Below are 20,296 nucleotides of genomic sequence, written 5' to 3'. Positions count from 1 at the left end.
CACCTCGAGAATAGTCTTTGACACCGGCGTCGTTCAGCGTGAATGATGTGTCCATCATAGAGACCATCCGAGTACGCGACATGGCCAAAAAGCCGGAATTCTTTGCTCAAACGCCGACGGCGCTGGACGATGACGCAGATCCGTTCGCCTTCAAGCGGGATGCCTTTTCCGACGTGCTGGAGCTGATCCGCATCCGCGGCAATACGGTCTTCACGTGCGCGGCATCGGCGCCGTTCGGATTGCGCTTTCCTGCCGGCAAGTATCGTCTGCACATCATCCGTAGCGGCAGCGTGGCAATCGAAGTGGAGGGGCTCGACGAGCGGTATCACGCGTCGCAGGGAGACCTGGTCATGCTGATGCATGGTCACGGCCATGTCATCTCCGACCGGCCGGGCCGCTCCGCGAGTCTCGTCACGGATCTCGCGCCACAGTACTACGATCGCGAGCGCCTGACGATCGGGAGCGGCGACACCACCTGGCTGTGCGGCGACTTCGGATTCGACGGCGTGCTGTCGCAACGGTTGCTGTCCGTGCTGCCACCGGTGCTGGTGCTGAAAGGGTTGCGGGAGCGGCCGTTCGAATGGCTGGAGCTGAGCTGCCATTTCATCCTCGACGAGGCATTGAGCCCGCGTGCGGGCGCCGCCGCGATGATCTCGCGATTGCTGGACGTCATCTTCGTCCAGTTGCTGCGCACCTGGGCGACCGAGGGCTCGGCAGGGCACGGGTGGTTGTCCGGTGCGATCGACAGCCGGATCAACCCGGCGATGTCGGCCATTCATGCCGATCCTGGGCGAGCGTGGAGCGTGAGTGATCTTGCCGAGTTGTCGAATCTGTCGCGGTCGGCTTTTGCCGACCGGTTCCAGCGTGTCGTGGGGCAGGCGCCGTTGAGCTATCTCACGACCTGGCGCCTCGATCGGGCGGCGGAGTTGTTGCGGTACAGCCGCGCGCCGGTTTCGGATATTGCCGGTCGGGTTGGGTACACGTCGGAAGCGGCGTTCAGTCGAGCGTTTCGAGGACGGTACGAGATGTCGCCGATGCAGTGGCGGAAGGTGAATGCCGAGTAGGGCGGGCTTGATTGCCAGCCCGGCCTGGTCAATGTCGGCGGTTAGATGGTCTCCAATCTGTATTGCGTCAGTCCGGCATATTCCATGCACGCCCTGACCGAAAACCCGTGACGTTCATAGAACGGGATATTGCGCGGCTCTCCCGTTTCCAACGATATTTTCGCCGACGGATCGATGTCCTGAAGATGTGACAACGTCGCACGCAGAAGCGCCGATCCGATTCCTTCGCCTTGCCGGCCCGGGGATACACCAATGAATTCGATCCGGCTGCAATCTGTGTCCGGAGAATTCGCGGGCGCAGTCGCGCGAAGCAAATCGATTCGGCTCAACGATGACGCGCCGCAACCGATCGCGATGTCGCGCCCCAGCGCTGCAAGCATGCGGGGCGATTCGCGGCAGGAGGCCGGCGCGAAGTAGCTGGCCGCCACCAGGTCGTCATTGCGCCAGGCGCCCAAAGCCGGCATGCGAGCGTCGTAGTGATACTTCAGGTAGCACTCGAGATAGTGTGCACGCCGCTCGTCGAATCCCGGACTTCCGGCGAACAGGCACCAGCCAAGCGTAGGGTCTTGCTCGAATGCCGAATAGAGCAAAGCCAGTGCTGCGTCGAGAAACGGATGCGGCAGCGAGGTCACCTTCAATTCCGTACCGTGCATGGTTGAGGCAGCTCAGAGGGAGAGTGGCTGATGGAACGGGTTGGCGTCACTCGCAGCGTAGCGCATGCTGCTGAAAAAAGTCACGTTGCCCGCTTCGGATCTCAGCGGCCATACGGACAATCGATCACGACGTAAACGACGTTTTTCCCTCATTTCAGGCTGAATGGCGCCATTTGAGGGTTCCTTGTAAAATGCGACTTTACAGGATTTTCAATTAACGACTTCGTCATGCATCGAATCGGATTCTTCGTTTGCCGTGGCTACGATGCGCTCGATCTGGGCGGGCCGCTGTCGGCCTTCAACCAGGTCGCCACGGCGGCAGGCCACGCGTCCTACGATCTCCACGTCATCTCGCAGCCCGGTGGACCGGTTCCGGGCAATACGGGCCTGTCGGTCGACACGAAGCCGATCGGACGGCGCACGTTCGACACCGTCATCTTCGTGGGCGGTGACATCGATCCGATGCAGACGCCGGAGAACATCGCCGCCGCCAGGAAACTGGGCGCGCGGGCCGCGCGGGTGGCAAGCGTGTGTACGGGGGCGTTTCTGCTTGGGGAAACCGGTTTGCTGGACGGCTTGAGAGCGACGACGCACTGGCGATACGCGGCTCGATTGCAGTCGCGCTTCCCGCGCGCCAGGGTCGAAGGCGACAGTATCTATATCGAGGAGGGCCGCATCTGGACGTCGGCGGGCATCGCGTCCGGAATCGACCTGGCGCTCGGCATGATTGAACGAGACATGGGTGCGGAGGTTGCGCGCGCTGTCTCCCGGCTTTTGGTGGTTCCGTATCGTCGGCCGGGCGGTCAGTCCCAATTCTCGGCGATGTCGCAGATGGAGCCGGAATCGGATCGCATCCGCATCGCGCTGAATTTTGCGCGGGAACATCTGGCGGAAGCGTTGCCTGTCGAGCGGCTCGCCGAGGCCGCAAGCTTGAGTTTGCGGCAGTTCGGGCGCGCGTTTCGCCGGGAAACCGGCGAAACGCCTGCGAAGGCGGTCGAGCGCTTGCGTGTCGAAGCGGCGCGGCTGCGCCTGCAGGGGGGCAGCGAACCGATCGAACAGATTGCGCTGGCCGTTGGGTTCACCGACCCGGAGCGGATGCGCCGGGCCTTCATCAAACTGCATGGGCACCCGCCGCAAGCGATTCGACGCGAGAGCCGATCGAACGGCGCGCGCTGATCGACCATCGACCGCCGGCCGATCCGCGCGCTGCCCGGCCGAAGTCCTTCCAACGGACCAGCGGCGCTTTCGGTAGATCGCCATGCGTTTCGCCAGACGCTCAATGGTCGCCTGTGGTCAGCGGGCCATAATCGTTCCACATGTCACGATGCAACTTCCACACGCCGCCCTCTTTCAGAAAGACGAGAGTCTGCTTGCCGCGGTATTTGAGCTTGCCATCGTGGTCGTGGATCTCCGCATCCGACACCTCTGTCACGACCTGGTCGTTACCGTAGAACTCGTAATTGCTGAACGATACGGTGGCGGGTTTTGATCCGGCATACCCCTTGGTGAAGTACCCGACGATCGCGCTGCTTCCCTTGATCCTGTCGCCTCCGGGCGGCAGGAGCGTACCGTCGCGGGTGTAGAGTCGACCGATCGCCTCGTAATCCCCCCGCGCAAAGGCATCCGCCCATCGCGCATTCTCGGCCTTGATGGTCGCTTCGGGCGGGCGTTGCGAACCACCGGCAGCCGCCGGTGCGGCGAACGCGAAAAAGGTGACGCAGGCTGTAAGAGCAGCAGTGAAAATACGAGTCTGTTGCATCGAGTGATTTCCGTGCATGGTTTAAATTGAGAGGACTACAAAAAAATGATGAAGCAGGCAATGTCGGTCGCAGTGTTCATCGCAGTCTGCAGATGGGCTGGCTCACATTGCCTGCAAGCGCTTCAACGAACGCCTGGCACGCGTGCGAGCCCCCTGTATGCACCGGGCAGTTTCTTGTCGACCATCGCGATGAGTTCCGGCCGCGCCTCTCGCGGATGACCGGAGTGGAACGGCGGCGCGGGATCATATTCGATCACGAGCTGCGTGAGCTCGGCGGCCTGTTGACCGCGCAGCTTCGCGGCCACGCGAAGGGCGAAGTCGATGCCCGCCGTTACGCCGCCGCCGCTCATGAACCGGCCGTTGTCGTCTTCGACGAAGCGCTCGGGCACGGGAATGGCGCCATATTCGGCCAGCTTGTTGACGAAGGCCCAATGGCAGGCGCTTCGCTTTCCATTGAGAATGCCCGTTGCGGCGAGCACGAGCGATCCGTTGCACACCGACGTCACGTGCCTGGCGCTTTCTGCCAGGCGCCGGATCTGCGCTTGATATGCGGGGCGCATCGGCGCCGACAGATCGGACCCGCCAGGGACGAGCAGCACGTCCGTCTTGTCGATATCGGCCAGTCGCTCGGTCTTGCCGTACACGACGCCGAATTCGAGCGTTACGTTGCCGCCATTGAGGCTCGCGTAGCGAACGTTCGTATTCGGTAGCCGATGGAAGACCTCGCTGGGGCCGGCGAAGTCGAGCAGCGTCCCGCCGTCGTAATTGACGATCAGGATATCGAGCGGATCATTCGGGGCAAGTGCTCCGTCGCTGCCGGACTGTGCGAGCGCAGGCGCGGTGTGTCCAAGCAGGGCGCCGCCACCGAGGACGGCGCCGAGCGTGGCGATGCTGCCGAACTTGAGCGCATCGCGGCGCGATCGACCGGCTCGGGTGAGTGGAGGTCCGGAAGTATTGTTTTCGCTACTGTCGGTCAAGATCATTTCTCCTTGCACGTCGGCCCCGCTGCGAGCGCTACCGGGCTGGGCCGAGTGAAATAGCCGCCGCGACTCAAAGCGTGGCGGACGTGAGGTCAGTAAGGTGGATGAGCCGCGATCACACGCAGGGCTCTGGAATCGGGTGCCGCAGGCTCAAAGCTGCGACGCGCCGCCGTCGACGACCAGCTCGGTGCCGACGACATACGAGGATTCGTCGCTGGCGAGATAGAGCGCGGCGTTGGCGATGTCCTCGGCGCTGCCCATGCGGCCCACCGGAATGGCGCCGGCGAACTCGGCCTTGCGGTCGCGAACCCATTCGTCCGGCATGCCCCACTTGGTCAGCAGCGGCGTATCGATCGCGCCGGGTGCGATCGCATTGAAGCGGATCTTCCGGTCGAGAAACTCGTAGGACCAACTGCGGGCCAGCGATCGCACGGCGGCCTTCGCGGCTGCCGTCAACGAGATGCCGTGCTTGCCGGTCTGCGCGACGAACGAGGTGTTGAGAATGACGGACGCGCCTTCTCGCAAGTGCGGGAGCACCGCCTGAAGCGTGAACACCACGCCTTTGACGTTGATGTCCATGATCTCGTCGTAGAGTGCATCGTCGATATCGTTGAGTGCGGACGGGAACGCCCAGCCGGCGTTCGCGAACACGATATCCAGGCCGCCGAACTTCTCGTCGATCTCGGCGGCAATCGACCGCATGTCCTCGATCGAACGGACGTCGCCCCTGAGAACGAGCGCATGACCACCGAGTTCGTCCTTCACGCGCTCGAACGCCGCCTCGTCGCGCCCCGTCACTGCGACGCGGGCGCCTTCCGCGATGAACCGCTTCGCGGTGGCAAGACCGATGCCACTGGTACCGCCGGTGATTAACGCCGACTTGTTTTTAAGCCTCATCTTCTGCTCCTTTCCACGTCGTGATTGATCGGGCAGAAAGCGCAAGACGCGATGGCGTTTGTGCGTTTCCCTGCTCGATCTTCCACGTGCAGTATGGAACGCGAAGCGGATGGCGCAAAGGTCGTATAACCCTCAAAAAACGCCACCTGGATCAAACGGATGACTCATGCATGTCGGCGTGAGGTGGCGGCGTCGCACATCTGTACACGTGTGGCTTCAGCCTTCGTTCTCGTAAAGCAACCCATACCCGCTGCTCGTCCGCTTGATACGTGCGAACCCGAGTTCCCCCAGGTGCATCCCCGCGATCAGCAGGCCGTCCGCGCTGACCTGATCGAGAAGGCGTGACCGTGTCGATGCTGCCAGCGACGCATCGTGATCGAACGCAATCGATACGTCCGGCCGCTGAATCTGGATATGCGGGAAATGCACCACGTCCCCCCACACAAGCAGGCCTTGATCGCGGGATTCAAGGACATATCCGGTGTGTCCATCGGTGTGTCCCGGCAGCGGCAGTGCGCGGATACCGGGGAGCACGTGTCCGTCTTCGAACAGGCGAAGTCGGTCGTCATACGCATCGAACACCTGACGCGCCTTCGCAAAGTTGCCGCGGGCCCGCTCGCTGGCGCGACCGAGATTTCCGTCGTCCTGCCAGAACTTGACCTCTTGCTGATGGACGACCAGCTCGGCATGTGGAAACGCGGCCTGTCCTGCATCATTCACCAGCCCGCCGACGTGATCGGGATGCGCGTGGGTAAGCAGGATGGTGTCGATCGCAGCGGGTTCGATACCGGCAAGCGCCAGGTTGGTCCGGAGTTGGCCGCCCCATTGCTTGAACCCGCCAGCCCCGCCGTCGATGAGCACGGTGTGGCCCGCTCCGCGTACGACGTAGCAATTGATATGAACGGCCGCCGGATCGTTCTGCCCCGCATCACGCTGCATTTTTGATGCGTCATCCGAATCGATATTCGACAGGAAGTCGAGGCTCGCAGTGAGGTATCCATCGCTGATCGCGGTAATCGTGAAGTCGCCGATTTGCTGAACGGGAAAGGTAAGGGTGGACATCGTGTTGCTCCGAATCGGATTAATTGCGGGCGTGAATGTTCGACGCGGTGTAACCGAAGCACCGAATGCGCGCCGTGAGGCCGGTGCGGCGAACGATCACCTGATCCAGCGCTTCCATGAACCGGTTCATGACCTCCGGCGTGCGACGCGTGCCGACGCGATACCGGATGTCGGCGAAGACGGGATGTCCATGCCCGTGCCGAACCGCCAGGAAAATGACGTGGACGTTCTTGAGTTCAGCCTCAAGCACCTGCGTGCAGAGCTCGACGCAGTCGCACGACAGCTCGGCAAGGCTTTCATCAGCCGGCATCCGCTTTGCATCGACCGAAATAGTGACGTTCGGCATCGCGGTCTACTCCTGCGCAATCGAAAGGGCGTGTGTGCTCGTCAACTGCTCCGTCATCGGTGCGTAAAGGTGAATACCTTCGGGGAGCGCCTCGACAAGCCGCGCGCTATTCCGTGGCACGACGGCGAGCCAACGGCGCGCCGGAAACTTCTCCAGCGCAACGGCCTGCATTGCCAGCGGTTCGAGGCCCAATCGAAGCAGCGAATCCGGGCCATCGGCGCTCAGTGCGAGATGTTCACCGTCCTTTACCGCCGGCGCGAAGCCGATATCGCTGTAGAGATTCCGATGCCAGTCGGTGATGTGTCGTTGCCATTTCGCGAAATTGCCGCCGCCTTTCCGGCGATATTCGTCGCCGGTCAGGACATCGAGGCCGTCGATCGTGTGGATCGCCAGATAGACCGGGCAACCGCTGGTGATCGCCTTGAACCGCTGCGACGTGTGAAACCCCGTGACCGAGATCAGGGCGGGCAGCTTTTCAAGGCTGTAGAAGTCGTTCCATTCGGCTTCGCTGTCGAGGTCGGCGAAGCTGCATTCCACGGTGTAGATCATCGGTTTGTCCTTTGGGCAGGGTGCGCATTCATCCGCGAACATGTGATGTTCAGTGCGCTAACGTAATGCTAAGCTCGCCATTCCACGCCATAAAACGAAATAAAGTCAGCCTTCAGTGACATTTGCTCAAGCTGATGGCGAACACACCCCGACCCACGAGACTTCCATGCCCCGCAAGATCCCAAGCAATTCCGCGCTCCAGGCGTTCGAAGCCGCGGCCCGTCACGGCAGCTTTGCCCGAGCCGCCGAGGAGCTGGCACGCACCGAGGGCGCCGTGAGCCGTCAGATCGGCCGGCTGGAGGCGTTCCTGGGTGTCACCCTGTTCGAGCGGATCGGCAACCGGGTGCGGCTGGCGCCGAACGGTGCGCGCTATGCGGTGCAGGTCCGCGAGATTCTGGATCGGCTCGAACGGGACAGCCTGTACCTGATGGGGCAGCCGATCGAAGGCGCGAGCCTCGATATCGCCGCGATCCCGACCTTCGCCACCCGCTGGTTGATTCCCCGGCTGAAACACTTTCAGGACCGGCATCCGAACATCACCGTGCATATCGCCGAGCGGATGGAGCCGTTCCTGCTGGCCGGGAGCGGTTTCGACGCAGCGATTCATTTCGAGCATCCGGCCTGGGCGGGGATGCAGCTGCATCCGCTGCTGGAGGAAGTGCTGGTGCCCGTCTGCAGTCCGGCGCTGCTCGCCGGCGCCGGGAAGAACCCGTCGCTGGATGCATTGCCGCGTCTTCACCGGCGACAGAACCCGGACGCATGGCAGGCTTATGCGCAGGCGTGCGGCATCGTGCTGACCAACTCGGCGGTGGGCGCGCGCTACGACCTTCATTCGATGCTGATCGAAGCGGCGCTGGCCGGCCTCGGTGTCGCGCTGGTGCCGCGCCTGTACATCGATGCGGAGCTCGAGCAGGGCCGGCTGGTCGCACCGTGGCCGGCGGGAAAGACGGTGACGAAAAACTTCTGCCTCGTGCTGCCCGAACCGATCGAGTTGGCCAACGGGCCGTTGCAGGCCTTCGCGACATGGATGCTGGATGAAGCACGGGGATTGGCACCGCACGGTAGCGCCTGACGCTCGTCGCCCAACCGTGACGCTTGCGAAGGCAGCTTCGCCAGGCCGATGCGCCGCGCCGCGCTCGGGTACACTCGTGATCCCGTCACGCACGCGGCACCAGCATGGACAGTCAGCTTTGGATCATCTGCGGGCTTACCTTCGTCATCCATATGATCGCGACACTGGCGTATGCCGTGCGGATCGCCGGTGTGCGAACGCGTCGCATCGCGTTGTCGTTTTCATTGTTCGGGATCATCGCGCTGGTGTCCCGAACGGCCAATTCCTTTCAGGGGCCGTTCATCGCGAAACGCGTTGAAATGGACATCGCGCACCGGATGGGGAGCGGGTTGCTGGCCGACTTCCGGTGGTTCCTGCTGTCCGCTACCGTGGCGACCATCGTCGGGTCGTTCCTGATCCCGACATTCCAGCGCTATTTCAGTCGCGCCGTCGAACACTTCCAGGTGAACCGCTCGATTCCCCGCCTGCTGCTGCATGCGTGCAGTCGCGCCGGGATCAACTATCTGCGCGTCGGCGCGCGACTGCCTTCGAGCCAGAACGTCACGCAACTGACCGCGAACACCGGCGTGTCGTGGCGCGTCATTGCGTTGAACGTCGCCGCGATGGCGATCTGGACGGTCGGCGTATTCGCGTCGCTGTACGCGGGCTACCTGAAGCCCGAGCTGAGAGTGACATGCGCGAACCTGTCGTCCGTCATCAACGGTTTCGCGACCGTCGTGCTGGCGGTCGTCATCGACCCGCAGGTTTCCGTCATGACCGACGACGTCATCGAAGGGCGGATCTCGGAGAACAGCTTTCGGCGGGCCATCACGACACTCGCCGGCGCACGCGTGCTCGGCACGGTGTGTGCGCAGGCGGTGCTCGTTCCGGCCGCACTCGTCATCGTGCGCGTCGCCGAGCTGATCTAGCGCTGCACCCGGACAACCGGACAACCGGCAATCTCTCCCGCGGACCATCGCCATGAAACCCGTTGCTGTCGTATTGCACGGCCCGACCAGTGCAGGGAAGAGCAGTCTGGCGAGGGCGCTCCAGCAGCGCTCGGACGTGCCCATGTTTCACGTGTCGCTCGACGCGTTCGTCGAAATGTCGCGCCGGCGTGACATGCGATCGGAAGAAGAACTGAATCAGGCGCTGAGACTTCACCAGCTCAACCTGCAGTCGACGCTCGCGCGGATTGCGGCCAGCCATTTCGAGATCGTGCTGGACCTCGTGCTTCGGGATCTCTGCGCGCTCGACGCATGCATTGCTGCGCTGTCGCCCCGTCAGACCTTTGTCATCGGCGTTACGTGTCCGCTGGATATCCTCGAACAGCGCGAACGCGCGAGAGTGGATCGAGGCGAAGGCATGGCGCGATCGCAGTTCGGGCATCCCGCTTACTCGCGGCCGTATGCGCTGCGCATCGATACCTCGACCTGCACGCCGGAGGAAGGCGCGCGCCGCATTCGTGCCCACGTCGACGCGCAGCGTGAATGATCGTCGCCGGATTGGATCCGGACAGGCTGCGTTCTCCCTTAAACTCGCATGCACCGCAGATCGTCGGCCATATGGACTATGTCGTTTGTGCGCGACAGATCGTATTCTGCGGACGAGCGGGCGGATTCTCGATGAAACCGATTCCCATGCTTTTGTGCGAATCGCCATTCAGTCAGGTTTCAAACGGATTCACGTGCTGCCGAGCCCAGCGGCGCGGTGCGGGCCGGGAGCCGGTGGGTGCCGGCCCCATTGTGTCCAGACAGGGGATTCATGGATTGAATGCGCGCCGATTCAAAATATAAATTTTGGAAAGACTCTGGCACGGGATATGCTTGACGGGTTTTATCCGATCGGAACATACGCCGGATATTCGTCAGCATAATCAGGCAAGAGCATGAACGGGTTTGCTCTGACAAGACAACCGATTAGAGGACCGATCGTTTGTGAAATCCGCGCGGGAGTGCCAAGCTGCGCGCGGAGCAAAGTCCGACACGGATTGAGTTGGGTGACTTGAAACGCAGGCCGTAATTCCTCGCGACGGCCACTACTGACAATTCAGGATATGACATTACTGATTGGGGTCCCTCTGGAGACGGCCCACGAGGAGCGGCGCGTAGCGACCGTTCCCGACGTGGTCGAAAAGCTGATCAAGCTCGGATTCTCGGTGGCCGTGCAAAGCGGTGCCGGCACCGGCGCGAACTTCAGCGATGACGACTACCGCACGGCCGGCGCCGAAGTCGTGCCGACGGCCGCCGATCTATGGGGCCGCAGCGATATCGTCCTCAAGGTGCGCCCGCCGAGCAGCGAGGAAGTCGCGCTGATGCGCGAAGGCGGCATGCTGATCGGCTTCGTCTGGCCGGCCCAGAACCCTGAACTGATGCAGCAGCTGGCCGCGAAGCGGGCCACGGTGCTGGCGATCGATTCGCTGCCGCGCACGCTGTCGCGCGCGCAGAAGATGGATGCCCTCACGTCGATGGCCGGCGTGAGCGGCTACCGCGCCGTCATCGAGGCGGCCCATGCGTTCGGCCGTTACTTCAACGGGCAGATCACGGCCGCGGGCAAGGTGCCGCCGGCCAAGGTGTTCATCGCGGGCGCAGGCGTGGCCGGCCTCGCGGCGATCGGCACGGCCGCGGGCCTCGGCGCGATCGTGCGCGCCAACGACACGCGCGCGGAAGTGGCCGATCAGGTCAAGTCGCTGGGCGGCGAATTCGTCAAGGTCGACTACGAGGAAGAAGGCTCGGGCGGCGGCGGCTACGCGAAGGTGATGAGCGAAGGCTTCCAGCAGGCGCAGCGCGCGATGTACGCGCAGCAGGCCAAGGAGGCGGACATCATCATCACCACCGCGCTGATTCCCGGCAAGCCGGCGCCGAAGCTGATCACGGCCGAGATGGTGCAGTCGATGAAGCCGGGCAGCGTGATCGTCGACATGGCCGGCGAGCAAGGCGGCAACTGCGAACTGACGGTGCCGGGCGAAGCCGTGGTGCGTCATGGCGTGACCATCGTCGGCTACACGGATCTCGCGTCGCGCCTGGCGCGCCAGTCGTCGACGCTGTATGCGACCAACCTGCTGCGTGTGGTCGAGGAGCTGTGCAAGGGCAAGGACGGCACGATCAACGTCGACTTCAGCGACGACGCGATCCGTGGCCTCACGGTCATCAAGGACGGCAACGTCACGTGGCCGCCGCCGCCGATCCAGCAGCCGGCCGCCGCACCGAAGCCCGCAACACCGCCGGTCGCGGCCGCGGCATCCAAGGGCCACGGCCATGGCAGCGGCGCGCCGATGTCGGCGAAGTCGCTCACCATCACGTTCGCCGTGGGCGCACTGGCGTTCCTGCTGGTCGGCCAGTTCGCGCCGGCCACGTTCCTGGCGCACTTCACGGTGTTCGTGCTGGCCTGCTTCGTCGGCTACATGGTGATCTGGAACGTCACGCCGTCGCTGCATACGCCGCTGATGAGCGTCACCAACGCGATCTCGTCGATCATCGCGATCGGCGCGCTCGTGCAGGTCGCGCCGCCGTTGGGCGACGCGGCGGCGGAGGGCCGTCCGTCAGGGCTGATCCTGGGCCTGGCGGTGGGCGCGCTGACGCTCACGGCCGTCAACATGTTCGGCGGCTTCGCGGTGACGCGTCGCATGCTGGCGATGTTCCGCAAGTAAGGAGACGACAACAATGACTTCCAATCTGACTACCGTCTCCTATATCGGCGCGGCCATCCTCTTCATTCTCAGCCTCGGCGGGCTGGCCAATCCCGAGACCGCACGGCGCGGCAACCTGCTCGGCATGATCGGCATGCTGATCGCCGTGCTCGCCACGGTGCTCGGCCCGCGCGTGTCGGCCGAGGGCATTCCGTACATCGTGGCTGCGCTGGTCGTCGGGGGCGCGGTCGGCCTCTACGCCGCGAAGAAGGTGCAGATGACGCAGATGCCCGAGCTGGTTGCGCTGATGCACAGCCTGGTCGGCCTGGCGGCGTGCCTGGTGGGCTTCGCGAGCTATATCGATACGTCGGTGCAGTTCACGGGTGCCGAGCACGCGATCCACGAAGTGGAAATTTATGTCGGCATCCTGATCGGTGCGGTGACCTTCGCGGGCTCGGTGATCGCATTCGGCAAGCTTTCCGGCAAGATCGGCGGCAAGCCGCTGCTGCTGCCGGCCCGGCACTGGCTCAATCTGGCCGCGCTGGTGGTGGTGATCGTGTTCGGTCGCGCGTTCCTGCATGCGGAGACGGTCCAGGACGGCCTGACGCCGCTCATCGTGATGACGGTGGTGTCGCTGCTGTTCGGCGTCCACATGGTGATGGCGATCGGCGGCGCGGACATGCCCGTCGTGGTGTCGATGCTCAACAGCTACTCGGGCTGGGCGGCGGCGGCCACCGGCTTCATGCTCGGCAACGACCTGCTGATCGTGATCGGCGCGCTGGTGGGTTCGTCCGGTGCGATCCTGTCGTACATCATGTGCCGCGCGATGAACCGCAACTTCATCAGCGTGATTGCCGGCGGCTTCGGCACCGGCAGCGGTGCGCCCGCGGCTGCGGGCGGCACTGCGCAGCCGGCCGGCGAAGTGGTGGCGGTGAGCGCGCTGGAGACGGCCGAGCTGCTGCGCGATGCGAAGAGCGTGATCATCGTGCCGGGGTACGGGATGGCCGTGGCGCAAGCCCAGCACACCGTGCATGAACTCACGAAGGTGCTGCGCGAGAAGGGCGTGGACGTGCGTTTCGCGATCCATCCGGTGGCCGGGCGCATGCCGGGGCACATGAACGTGCTGCTCGCCGAGGCGAAGGTGCCTTACGACATCGTGATGGAGATGGACGAGATCAACGGCGACTTCCCCGAAGCCGACGTGTCGATGGTGATCGGCGCGAACGACATCGTGAACCCGGCGGCGCAGGAAGATCCGGCGAGCCCGATCGCCGGCATGCCGGTGCTCGAGGTGTGGAAGGCGAAGACCTCGATCGTGATGAAGCGCAGCATGGCGTCCGGCTATGCGGGGGTCGACAATCCGCTGTTCTACAAGGACAACAACCGGATGCTGTTCGGCGACGCGAAGAAGATGCTGGACGAGGTTTTCGGGGCGTTGAAGGCCTGACGGGGCGCATGGCCGGGCGCGTGCGCGGGGCGAACGATGGATCGGCTGGGGTGTCGGACAGTCGGTTGATCGGGGCCCGGCGCGCCGGCTGCGCGTATCGTGAAGGTCAAGGAAGTGCGGGGCGGGAGGGGCCGCTTCGCACGTTCTTCCGGCAAAAGACAGCGATCGATTGCCGGTGCGTAGTTCCCCTCAGTCCAGCCGCCACACCCGATCCTTCCCCGGCACTGCGCCGGCGACGCTATCGCCTATCCAGCGAATCCAAGCTCCGCAAACGTGGTGACCCTTGCGTCGCACGCGCGCGCCAGCGCCGGATCGTGACTCGAGAAAAAGACGGCGCGGTCTTTGGCCAACGTCTTGAACAGATCGATCAGCACCGCACGCGACGCAGCATCGAGCCCGTTGCCCGGTTCGTCGGCGATCACGACGGTGGGCGCGCCGAGCATCGTAGCCGTCAGGAACAGTTTCTTGCGCGTGCCGAGCGACATCTGCTCGAAACGCTTCTCCATGTGGGGCGCAAGCCCGAACCGATCCGCCAGCTCGAGCGTGCGGGTATCGACGACGGTCTTCTTGGCAGCCGCCACGAGATCGAGAAACTCGCGCCCGGTCTGAAACGGATAGGCCAGGCAATCGTCGGGCACGTATGCCAGCGCGGATTTTGCGTCGAGCGGCGCGGTGCGCAGCGAATGGCCGCCGAGCCACACTTCACCTTCGTCCGCGTCGATCGTGCCGGCGAGAATGGCGAGCAACGTCGATTTGCCGCTGCCGTTTTCGTCGCACAGCGCGACGCATCCGGCGCCGGATGCATGATTGAGCCCTTGAAAGATGACGCGCTTGTCGTAGCGCTTGCCGAGATTGTCGAAGCGGAGCATGGATCGGGTGATCAAATGAAGATTGGCCAGGTGAGCATGACCCAGACGACGGTCAGCAGCAGGCCCAGCAACACGGATTGTCGGGACGCATAGCGTTGAGGCAGATAGTGTAATGCGAGGAGCGGTGCGCCCGAGCACACGAGCGCCATCGCCATCTGCGATGACAGCACGCCATGCATCGCCAGCAACAGCGGAGCGACGGCGGCGAACGGCAGCGCCAGTGCGGCAACGGTTAGCCAGTCGGCGCGGCGCTTCGCAAAAGCAGACATCGGCAACGATCGCATGAAGTGAGCCGCATGCTGGTGAGCTGCCCGCAGATCGCGATAGGTCGTCGCCGCGATCAGTGAAATGGCGGCCTGCGCCATCAGCGTCAGCGGAACGGCGCGCTTGTCGAAACCCCAGAGTGCGAGCAGGAAGCATGTCGACGCGACGACCGCACCCATCATCAGGCAATGTCCGACGGTGCTTGCGGCTCGGTCACGCAGGATGCCGATTTGCAGCGTGGCCACCGGTGAAAGTCCGTTCCTCACACGGGTACGGATGGAATCCACGACGCGTCGCGAAAACGCCCCCGCTACTCGCGAGCGAGCGGCCGACGCAGGGGCGATATGCGCAATCGTGAATGCCGCGAGCAACAACGGCACGGTCAGCAACACGGGACGTAACGCGCCGTCGGCATGAAAGCCGCCGACGAGGAAGACGTTGGCAACCATCAACGCGATTGCGTTGCGTGTATTACGCGACAGCGCGGTCAGTTGCCAGCCGAGCGTAATCAGGAACAGGTCGAGAACGAACAGGTAGTTGATCGCCTTCTGCGGCAGAAAGGCGAGTGCGACTGCTGCAGCCAGTACGGGCAGCAGCAGCGGTGTGCTCGCGATGATCACGACGATCGCGTCAACGAGACGGCGGCGGCCATCAGGGACGGGCAACGACGCAAGGAAGGCGCCGAACGGCCCCCCGGTGATGGCGGTACGCTGCGCCAGTACCCACAGGATGCCCACGGCTTCGAGCAGGTGCACCCACGCGAACCGCCATTCGATGCCGTGCGACGGCGCCAGCGCGGCGAGTACCGGGGCGCCGAGGATGCGCGTTTGCGAAAACACCGGCATCGCCGGCAGCAACAGCATGGCCAGCAGGAGCAGTGCCTGCCAGTGCCTGCGCAGCAGGCTGGACGTCGCGTGCGCGTACCACCTCAATCGGCAAGACAACATCGCTTCCGGCTCCCATTCACTGTGCAAACGAACCCGGCATCGTGCCACGGCGGCCGGCGCGTCACAACCACATCCGTATTCGGGGGCCGTGGCGACGCGCATGAGATCGCCGTGTCGTATGAGGAACCATCAATGCCAAGCGTCACGTCGGACGCGAAAGCGGGCTCAGGTATCTGCCGGCGCAGCATCCGGATTACCGCCTCGTCGGACTCGCGGGCAATGCGCCGTCGCCGAAAGTCGAGACGCGCGCGTCATACAGGTCGAGTATGCTGGACGAACGCCGGCCGGACGAGCGATCAGGACGGCAAATCCGCACACAATCACCGCGATTGCTTCGCAATCACCGGCCGCACCGGGCCGACTTCAACTCCGGAACAGGGACTCGACATGGCAGAACTGGACAACGCGCTGTACGAACGGATCGGCGCGCTGAGCGACGCAGGCGATGCATTGATGGAAGACGGCGACTACGAAGGCGCGCTCGAGAAATTCTGGGCGGGATTCGACCTGCTTCCCGAACCCAAGACCAACTGGGAAGCCGGCACCTGGTTGATGGCCGCCATCGGCGACGCGAATTTCCATCAAGAGAACTACGCGGCCGGACGCGATACGCTCGCCCAGTCGATGCATTTCCCCAACGCGATCGGCAACCCGTTCCTGCACCTGCGGCTCGGTCAGTGCCAATTCGAACTCGGCAATCTCGACCGCGCGGCCGACGAGCTGATGCGCGCCTACGCGAGCGGCGGCCCGGAGCTGTTCGAGGACGAGGACGGCAAGTACCTGCGATTCCTGGCGACGCGGGCGGACGGCATCGAGACGCCCTGACGCACGCGGTTCGCGCCGACGGCCGGCGCGCGGCGCGAGAAAACTTCGACGCCGGCGCGTGATGCCAGGCGCCTTCTCCATACAAGCGCAACCTGCCCATGAACCTGACCTTTCCCGTCGCCACCCGATCCGACGCCGAGACGCTGGTCGCCATCCGCATCGCTGCGATGCGCGACAGCCTCGAGCGCATCGGGCGCTTCGATCCCCAGCGTGCGCGCGACCGGTTTCTCACGTCGTTCGATCCTGCGCTGTGCCGCTTGATCGACGCCGACGGCGTGAACGCGGGCTTCTTCGTGGTCCGGCCGCAGGAAGATCACTGGTTGCTCGACCATCTGTACATCGTGCCCGAGCATCAGGGAAGGGGGATCGGCGCGGCCGTGCTGCGCAGGATCCTTGCCGACGCCGACTCGCAGCGCGTGCCCGTTCGCGTCGGCGCGCTGCGCGGCAGCGATTCGAACCGCTTCTATGCCCGGCACGGCTTCGTGCAGGTAGACGAAGCGGAGTGGGACATCTACTACGTGCGCGCACCGGGTTCGACGACGGTGTAGATCGCATCCGCGGTGCGATCCGGGCGAGCGCATCAGCGTTTTCCCGGATACGGAATGCGCGGCGCATGCCGATGATGCAGAGAGACTATAAATACATGATCCGAGGCCATCATGACGACATCTGCAACAAACGGACCGAATGCGGTATCGCCTGAAACGACCGGAGCGGCAGCGACCTCCGACGATGCGGGTGGCGTGCCGTCGATCCTGCTGGTCGACGACGAGCCGAGCGTGCTGTCGGCGCTCAGGCGCGTGTTCCGGCCCGCCGGCTACGAGATCCTGACCGCGGAAAGCGGCGAGGCGGCCCTCGAGGTCCTGGCGTCGACCGAAGTCGACCTGATCGTGTCCGACATGCGGATGCCGGGCATGAGCGGCGCGGAGTTCCTCGCCCGCGCACGGTCGCTGTACCCGGACACGATGCGCATCCTGCTGACCGGCTATGCGGAAATCGCGTCGGTCGTGCAGGCCGTCAACGACGGCGGCGTCTATCGCTACCTGAACAAGCCATGGGACGATCACGACCTGCTGCTGACCCTCGAACAGGCGCTGGAGCAACGGCGCCTGCGGCGTGAAGCGGCCCGGCTGGCCGCGCTGACGGAAGCGCAGAACGAAGCGCTGCGCCGGTTCAACACGGAACTCGAAACGCAGGTTCGCGCACGCACGGAAGAACTCGGCCAGACCGTGATGTTCCTCGAAGCCGCGCAACGCGACCTGAAAAGCAGCTTTACCGCGATGGTCCAGGTCTGCGCGAGCATGATCGAGATACGCTGCGGGTCGGCCAGCGGTCACGCGATGCGGGTCGGCGAAATTGCGCGGCGGCTGGCGCTGAGTTCCGGGATGAGCGAGCTGCATGCGCAGGACGTCTATTTCGCGGGGCTGCTGCACGGCATCGGCAAGCTGTCGCTGCCGGACGAATTGCTGCGCAAGCCGCTCACGAAGATGACGGCGGAAGAGCACGGCCTGTACCTGCAGCATCCGCTGCGCGCGCAGATGGTGCTGACACCGGTCGCGCAACTGCACAAGGTCGCGTCGATCGTGCTGCACCAGTACGAGCGCTTCAACGGACGCGGCACGCCGGACGGCCTGGCGGGCGACGCGATCCCGCTCGGCTCGCGAATCCTGGCGATCGCGCGCGATTTCGAAGGGCTGCGCAATGGCGACATCGGGGCGCCGCATTCGGTCGAGCAGGCGCTCGACGCGTTGCGCTCGCAGGCCGGCGTGCGTTACGAGCCGCGGATCGTCGACGGCCTGACCGAACTGATGCGGGACCCGGCGAGCCTCGGCATCGCGGCGTCCGTCGCGGAGGTCAAGTCGGCGCAACTGCGCGAAGGGATGCAGCTCGCCGACGATCTGCGCACGCATCGCGGCGTGCTGCTGATGACCAAGGGCAGCGTGATGTCGGCGCACCAGATCGAGCTCGTGCGCCGCTTCGAGACGCGCGAAGGGACGTCGTTCGACATCCTCGTGCTGGCCGGCCAGGCCGCGGCGAAGCCGGCGCAGGGCGCGCCGAATGCGGGCGCGGCGCCGGCCTGAGCCCGGCCGCGCGGCCTGATGGCCGCGGTGCGCGACTGCGCGCCGCGGCAACGTACTCACCTCGATCCGGGCGCTCGATCATGTACGGCACCTACAATCTCCCGCTCGTCCTGCTGTCGCTCGCGATCGCGACGCTGGCCTCCTATACGACACTCGACCTGGCCGCCTTCATTTCGCTGCTCGACAATCCGAAGCTCAAGCGTGCGTGGCTGGGCGGCGGCGCGGTGGCCATGGGCACCGGCATCTGGTCGATGCATTTCGTCGGCATGCTCGCCTTTTCGCTGCCGATTCCACTCGGCTACGCATGGCCGGATACGGGCGCGTCGCTGGCGATTGCCGTGCTCGTGTCGTACTTCGCGCTGACTGTCGTCACGCGCGCACGGCTGGGCTGGCGGCGGCTGCTCGTGGGCGGCGCACTGATGGGCGCCGGGATCGCCGGCATGCATTACACGGGGATGGCCGCGATGCGCATGGAACCCGGCATCCGCTACGATGCCGCGCTGTTCGCCGCGTCGATCGGCATCGCGGTGATCGCGTCGACGGCCGCGCTCTGGATCGCGCAGGCGTTGCGCGTGCAGCAGGCGCGCCATGCTACCGCCCAGCGGGTCGGTGCGGCCTTCGTGATGGGCATCGCCATCACCGGCATGCACTACACGGCGATGGCGGCCGCGCATTTCGCACCGGACGCGCGGTGCGGGGCCGCGAACGGGGTCGACATGCCGTGGCTCGCGACGACGGTCACGCTGTTCACGACGGCCACCCTGGTCGTCACGCTGTTGCTGAGCCGCTTCGATGCGCGCACAACCTTCCTGCGCGGGATGGCCGATACGCTCGAGCGGCTCGTACGCTTGCGCACCGCCGAACTGGAACGCGCGCTGCACCGCTACGAGCAGACGACGGAGATGCTGCAGCGCACGCGCGAGAACATGGCGACCGAGATCGACGAACGCAAGGCCGCGCAGGCGCGGCTCGAACAGGAGAAGGAGGAGCAGCGGCGCCTGCTGCATGTGCTCGAGGAAACCCACGTGCAGCTGCTGCAGTCGGAAAAGCTCGCGTCGATCGGCCAGCTCGCGGCCGGTGTCGCGCACGAGGTCAACAATCCGATCGGCTTCGTCAGTGCGAACCTCAACACGTTGAAGACGTGGGTGCGCAGTCTGCTCGACGTGATCGCCGCGCATGAAGCCGCGCTGCCGCAGCTCGACCCGGCCGCGCGCGACGCGCTGGCGGCGACGGGCCGCGCGGCGGATCTCGACTACGTGCGCGGCGAGATCGAGACGCTGATCGACGAATCGATCGACGGCGCGCTGCGCGTGCGGCGCATCGTGCAGGACCTGCGCGATTTCTCGCGCCCGGCCAGCGACGAGTGGAGCGTGGTCGATCTCCGGGCGGGCCTGGAAAGCACGCTCAACGTCGTCCACAACGAACTCAAGTACAAGGCCGACATCGTGCGCGATTACGGCGACGTGCCGCAGGTCGAATGCCTGCCGTCGCAGTTGAACCAGGTCTTCATGAACCTGCTGGTGAACGCGGCGCAGGCGATTCCCGAGCGCGGCGTGATCACGATCCGCACGTCGAGCGATGGCGAGCAGGTGTCGATCGCGATCAGCGACACGGGCACGGGCATGACGCCCGACGTCGTCCGGCGAATCTTCGATCCGTTCTTCACGACGAAGCCGGTCGGGCAAGGCACGGGGCTGGGCCTGTCGGTTTCGCACGGCATCGTCAAGCGCCATCGCGGCGCCATCGACGTGACGAGCGAACCCGGGCGGGGCACGACGTTCTGCGTCCGGATACCGATCCGGCGGGCCGGCGATCGCGCGAACACGGCGGAGCTTGAGCAACGGGCGTGATCGCGCGACGGCGTCGCGCACCAC

The 20,296-nt window shown here is 64.6% G+C and carries 20 protein-coding genes; 11 read left to right on the top strand and 9 right to left on the bottom strand.

Annotated features, from left to right (window positions below):
• The first annotated feature begins 80 nt into the window (after positions 1-80).
• Entirely contained in the window at positions 81-1,064 is a 984-nt protein-coding gene (locus FFS49_RS07750) for an AraC family transcriptional regulator (protein ID WP_071335903.1), read from the top strand.
• A gap of 41 nt (positions 1,065-1,105) precedes the next feature.
• On the opposite strand, the gene FFS49_RS07745 is transcribed toward FFS49_RS07750, so the two are convergent.
• Complete coding sequence (locus FFS49_RS07745; RefSeq protein WP_171026734.1) at positions 1,106-1,696, bottom strand: GNAT family N-acetyltransferase; 591 nt, start codon at positions 1,694-1,696, stop codon at positions 1,106-1,108.
• A gap of 249 nt (positions 1,697-1,945) precedes the next feature.
• On the opposite strand from FFS49_RS07745, the gene FFS49_RS07740 reads away from it, so the two are divergent.
• Entirely contained in the window at positions 1,946-2,893 is a 948-nt protein-coding gene (locus FFS49_RS07740; protein WP_105817134.1) for a GlxA family transcriptional regulator, read from the top strand.
• A 100-nt stretch (positions 2,894-2,993) separates the two neighbouring features.
• Here the strand turns inward: FFS49_RS07740 and FFS49_RS07735 are convergent, their stop codons facing one another.
• The 6 genes from FFS49_RS07735 to FFS49_RS07710 all read right to left on the bottom strand — a co-directional run bounded on the left by FFS49_RS07735 (position 2,994) and on the right by FFS49_RS07710 (position 7,310).
• The gene (locus FFS49_RS07735; protein WP_105817133.1) at positions 2,994-3,476 is read right to left on the bottom strand and encodes a DUF4440 domain-containing protein; all 483 of its coding nucleotides are present in this window, start codon (positions 3,474-3,476) and stop codon (positions 2,994-2,996) included.
• A 122-nt stretch (positions 3,477-3,598) separates the two neighbouring features.
• Positions 3,599-4,453 (bottom strand): DJ-1/PfpI family protein, encoded by an 855-nt coding sequence (locus tag FFS49_RS07730; RefSeq protein WP_105817162.1) that lies wholly within the window; start codon positions 4,451-4,453, stop codon positions 3,599-3,601.
• A gap of 153 nt (positions 4,454-4,606) precedes the next feature.
• Positions 4,607-5,353, bottom strand: coding sequence for a glucose 1-dehydrogenase (locus FFS49_RS07725; RefSeq protein ID WP_105817132.1), 747 nt, complete (start codon positions 5,351-5,353; stop codon positions 4,607-4,609).
• Positions 5,354-5,569: 216 nt separating this feature from the next.
• The gene (locus tag FFS49_RS07720; protein WP_105817131.1) at positions 5,570-6,415 is read right to left on the bottom strand and encodes an MBL fold metallo-hydrolase; all 846 of its coding nucleotides are present in this window, start codon (positions 6,413-6,415) and stop codon (positions 5,570-5,572) included.
• Between the two features lie 19 nt (positions 6,416-6,434).
• Positions 6,435-6,761, bottom strand: a complete 327-nt coding sequence (locus tag FFS49_RS07715; RefSeq protein ID WP_105817130.1) for a hypothetical protein — start codon at positions 6,759-6,761, stop codon at positions 6,435-6,437.
• Between the two features lie 6 nt (positions 6,762-6,767).
• Positions 6,768-7,310, bottom strand: coding sequence for a sugar ABC transporter (locus FFS49_RS07710; RefSeq protein ID WP_105817129.1), 543 nt, complete (start codon positions 7,308-7,310; stop codon positions 6,768-6,770).
• Between the two features lie 166 nt (positions 7,311-7,476).
• Here FFS49_RS07710 and FFS49_RS07705 point away from each other — a divergent pair, with 166 nt between their 5' ends.
• From FFS49_RS07705 to pntB, 5 genes are all read left to right on the top strand, one after another.
• A complete protein-coding gene (locus FFS49_RS07705; RefSeq protein ID WP_105817128.1) occupies positions 7,477-8,382 on the top strand; it encodes a LysR substrate-binding domain-containing protein in 906 nt (301 codons plus the stop codon).
• A 104-nt stretch (positions 8,383-8,486) separates the two neighbouring features.
• Positions 8,487-9,290 carry a lipid II flippase Amj family protein gene (locus FFS49_RS07700; protein WP_039355440.1) on the top strand — a complete coding sequence of 268 codons (804 nt, stop codon included), beginning with the start codon at positions 8,487-8,489 and terminating at the stop codon, positions 9,288-9,290.
• A gap of 52 nt (positions 9,291-9,342) precedes the next feature.
• Positions 9,343-9,855, top strand: coding sequence for an AAA family ATPase (locus FFS49_RS07695; RefSeq protein ID WP_082139466.1), 513 nt, complete (start codon positions 9,343-9,345; stop codon positions 9,853-9,855).
• Positions 9,856-10,417: 562 nt separating this feature from the next.
• The gene (locus FFS49_RS07690) at positions 10,418-12,010 is read left to right on the top strand and encodes a Re/Si-specific NAD(P)(+) transhydrogenase subunit alpha (RefSeq protein WP_105817127.1); all 1,593 of its coding nucleotides are present in this window, start codon (positions 10,418-10,420) and stop codon (positions 12,008-12,010) included.
• Positions 12,011-12,023: 13 nt separating this feature from the next.
• A complete protein-coding gene (gene pntB, locus FFS49_RS07685) occupies positions 12,024-13,436 on the top strand; it encodes a Re/Si-specific NAD(P)(+) transhydrogenase subunit beta (protein WP_105817126.1) in 1,413 nt (470 codons plus the stop codon).
• Between the two features lie 245 nt (positions 13,437-13,681).
• Here the strand turns inward: pntB and FFS49_RS07680 are convergent, their stop codons facing one another.
• Positions 13,682-14,305 (bottom strand): ABC transporter ATP-binding protein, encoded by a 624-nt coding sequence (locus FFS49_RS07680; protein ID WP_039355445.1) that lies wholly within the window; start codon positions 14,303-14,305, stop codon positions 13,682-13,684.
• An 11-nt stretch (positions 14,306-14,316) separates the two neighbouring features.
• A complete protein-coding gene (locus tag FFS49_RS07675; protein ID WP_137909729.1) occupies positions 14,317-15,618 on the bottom strand; it encodes a DUF6136 family protein in 1,302 nt (433 codons plus the stop codon).
• A 285-nt stretch (positions 15,619-15,903) separates the two neighbouring features.
• Here FFS49_RS07675 and FFS49_RS07670 point away from each other — a divergent pair, with 285 nt between their 5' ends.
• The 4 genes from FFS49_RS07670 to FFS49_RS07655 all read left to right on the top strand — a co-directional run bounded on the left by FFS49_RS07670 (position 15,904) and on the right by FFS49_RS07655 (position 20,272).
• A complete protein-coding gene (locus FFS49_RS07670; protein ID WP_039355450.1) occupies positions 15,904-16,341 on the top strand; it encodes a hypothetical protein in 438 nt (145 codons plus the stop codon).
• A gap of 98 nt (positions 16,342-16,439) precedes the next feature.
• Positions 16,440-16,889, top strand: a complete 450-nt coding sequence (locus FFS49_RS07665; protein WP_071335911.1) for a GNAT family N-acetyltransferase — start codon at positions 16,440-16,442, stop codon at positions 16,887-16,889.
• 111 nt (positions 16,890-17,000) lie between these two features.
• Positions 17,001-18,422 carry an HD domain-containing phosphohydrolase gene (locus tag FFS49_RS07660; protein ID WP_071335912.1) on the top strand — a complete coding sequence of 474 codons (1,422 nt, stop codon included), beginning with the start codon at positions 17,001-17,003 and terminating at the stop codon, positions 18,420-18,422.
• An 80-nt stretch (positions 18,423-18,502) separates the two neighbouring features.
• Complete coding sequence (locus tag FFS49_RS07655; RefSeq protein ID WP_105817124.1) at positions 18,503-20,272, top strand: histidine kinase; 1,770 nt, start codon at positions 18,503-18,505, stop codon at positions 20,270-20,272.
• Positions 20,273-20,296 lie beyond the last annotated feature (24 nt).

Origin of the sequence: Burkholderia sp. 4NA327C6 (genome assembly GCF_005502655.1) — a bacterium.
Lineage (GTDB): Bacteria > Pseudomonadota > Gammaproteobacteria > Burkholderiales > Burkholderiaceae > Burkholderia > Burkholderia contaminans.
This window is presented reverse-complemented; position numbering and strand designations above follow the sequence as displayed.

Excerpts from the sequence above, each read along its gene's own strand:
- FFS49_RS07680 (WP_039355445.1), bottom strand. The coding sequence starts at position 14,305 with ATGCTCCGCTTCGACAATCTCGGCAAGCGCTACGACAAGCGCGTCATC.
- FFS49_RS07705 (WP_105817128.1), top strand. The coding sequence starts at position 7,477 with ATGCCCCGCAAGATCCCAAGCAATTCCGCGCTCCAGGCGTTCGAAGCC.
- FFS49_RS07715 (WP_105817130.1), bottom strand. The coding sequence starts at position 6,761 with ATGCCGAACGTCACTATTTCGGTCGATGCAAAGCGGATGCCGGCTGAT.
- FFS49_RS07720 (WP_105817131.1), bottom strand. The coding sequence starts at position 6,415 with ATGTCCACCCTTACCTTTCCCGTTCAGCAAATCGGCGACTTCACGATT.
- pntB (WP_105817126.1), top strand. The coding sequence starts at position 12,024 with ATGACTTCCAATCTGACTACCGTCTCCTATATCGGCGCGGCCATCCTC.
- FFS49_RS07690 (WP_105817127.1), top strand. The coding sequence starts at position 10,418 with ATGACATTACTGATTGGGGTCCCTCTGGAGACGGCCCACGAGGAGCGG.
- FFS49_RS07740 (WP_105817134.1), top strand. The coding sequence starts at position 1,946 with ATGCATCGAATCGGATTCTTCGTTTGCCGTGGCTACGATGCGCTCGAT.
- FFS49_RS07665 (WP_071335911.1), top strand. The coding sequence starts at position 16,440 with ATGAACCTGACCTTTCCCGTCGCCACCCGATCCGACGCCGAGACGCTG.
- FFS49_RS07750 (WP_071335903.1), top strand. The coding sequence starts at position 81 with ATGGCCAAAAAGCCGGAATTCTTTGCTCAAACGCCGACGGCGCTGGAC.
- FFS49_RS07700 (WP_039355440.1), top strand. The coding sequence starts at position 8,487 with ATGGACAGTCAGCTTTGGATCATCTGCGGGCTTACCTTCGTCATCCAT.
- FFS49_RS07725 (WP_105817132.1), bottom strand. The coding sequence starts at position 5,353 with ATGAGGCTTAAAAACAAGTCGGCGTTAATCACCGGCGGTACCAGTGGC.
- FFS49_RS07735 (WP_105817133.1), bottom strand. The coding sequence starts at position 3,476 with ATGCAACAGACTCGTATTTTCACTGCTGCTCTTACAGCCTGCGTCACC.
- FFS49_RS07670 (WP_039355450.1), top strand. The coding sequence starts at position 15,904 with ATGGCAGAACTGGACAACGCGCTGTACGAACGGATCGGCGCGCTGAGC.
- FFS49_RS07710 (WP_105817129.1), bottom strand. The coding sequence starts at position 7,310 with ATGATCTACACCGTGGAATGCAGCTTCGCCGACCTCGACAGCGAAGCC.
- FFS49_RS07655 (WP_105817124.1), top strand. The coding sequence starts at position 18,503 with ATGTACGGCACCTACAATCTCCCGCTCGTCCTGCTGTCGCTCGCGATC.
- FFS49_RS07695 (WP_082139466.1), top strand. The coding sequence starts at position 9,343 with ATGAAACCCGTTGCTGTCGTATTGCACGGCCCGACCAGTGCAGGGAAG.
- FFS49_RS07675 (WP_137909729.1), bottom strand. The coding sequence starts at position 15,618 with ATGCGCGTCGCCACGGCCCCCGAATACGGATGTGGTTGTGACGCGCCG.
- FFS49_RS07660 (WP_071335912.1), top strand. The coding sequence starts at position 17,001 with ATGACGACATCTGCAACAAACGGACCGAATGCGGTATCGCCTGAAACG.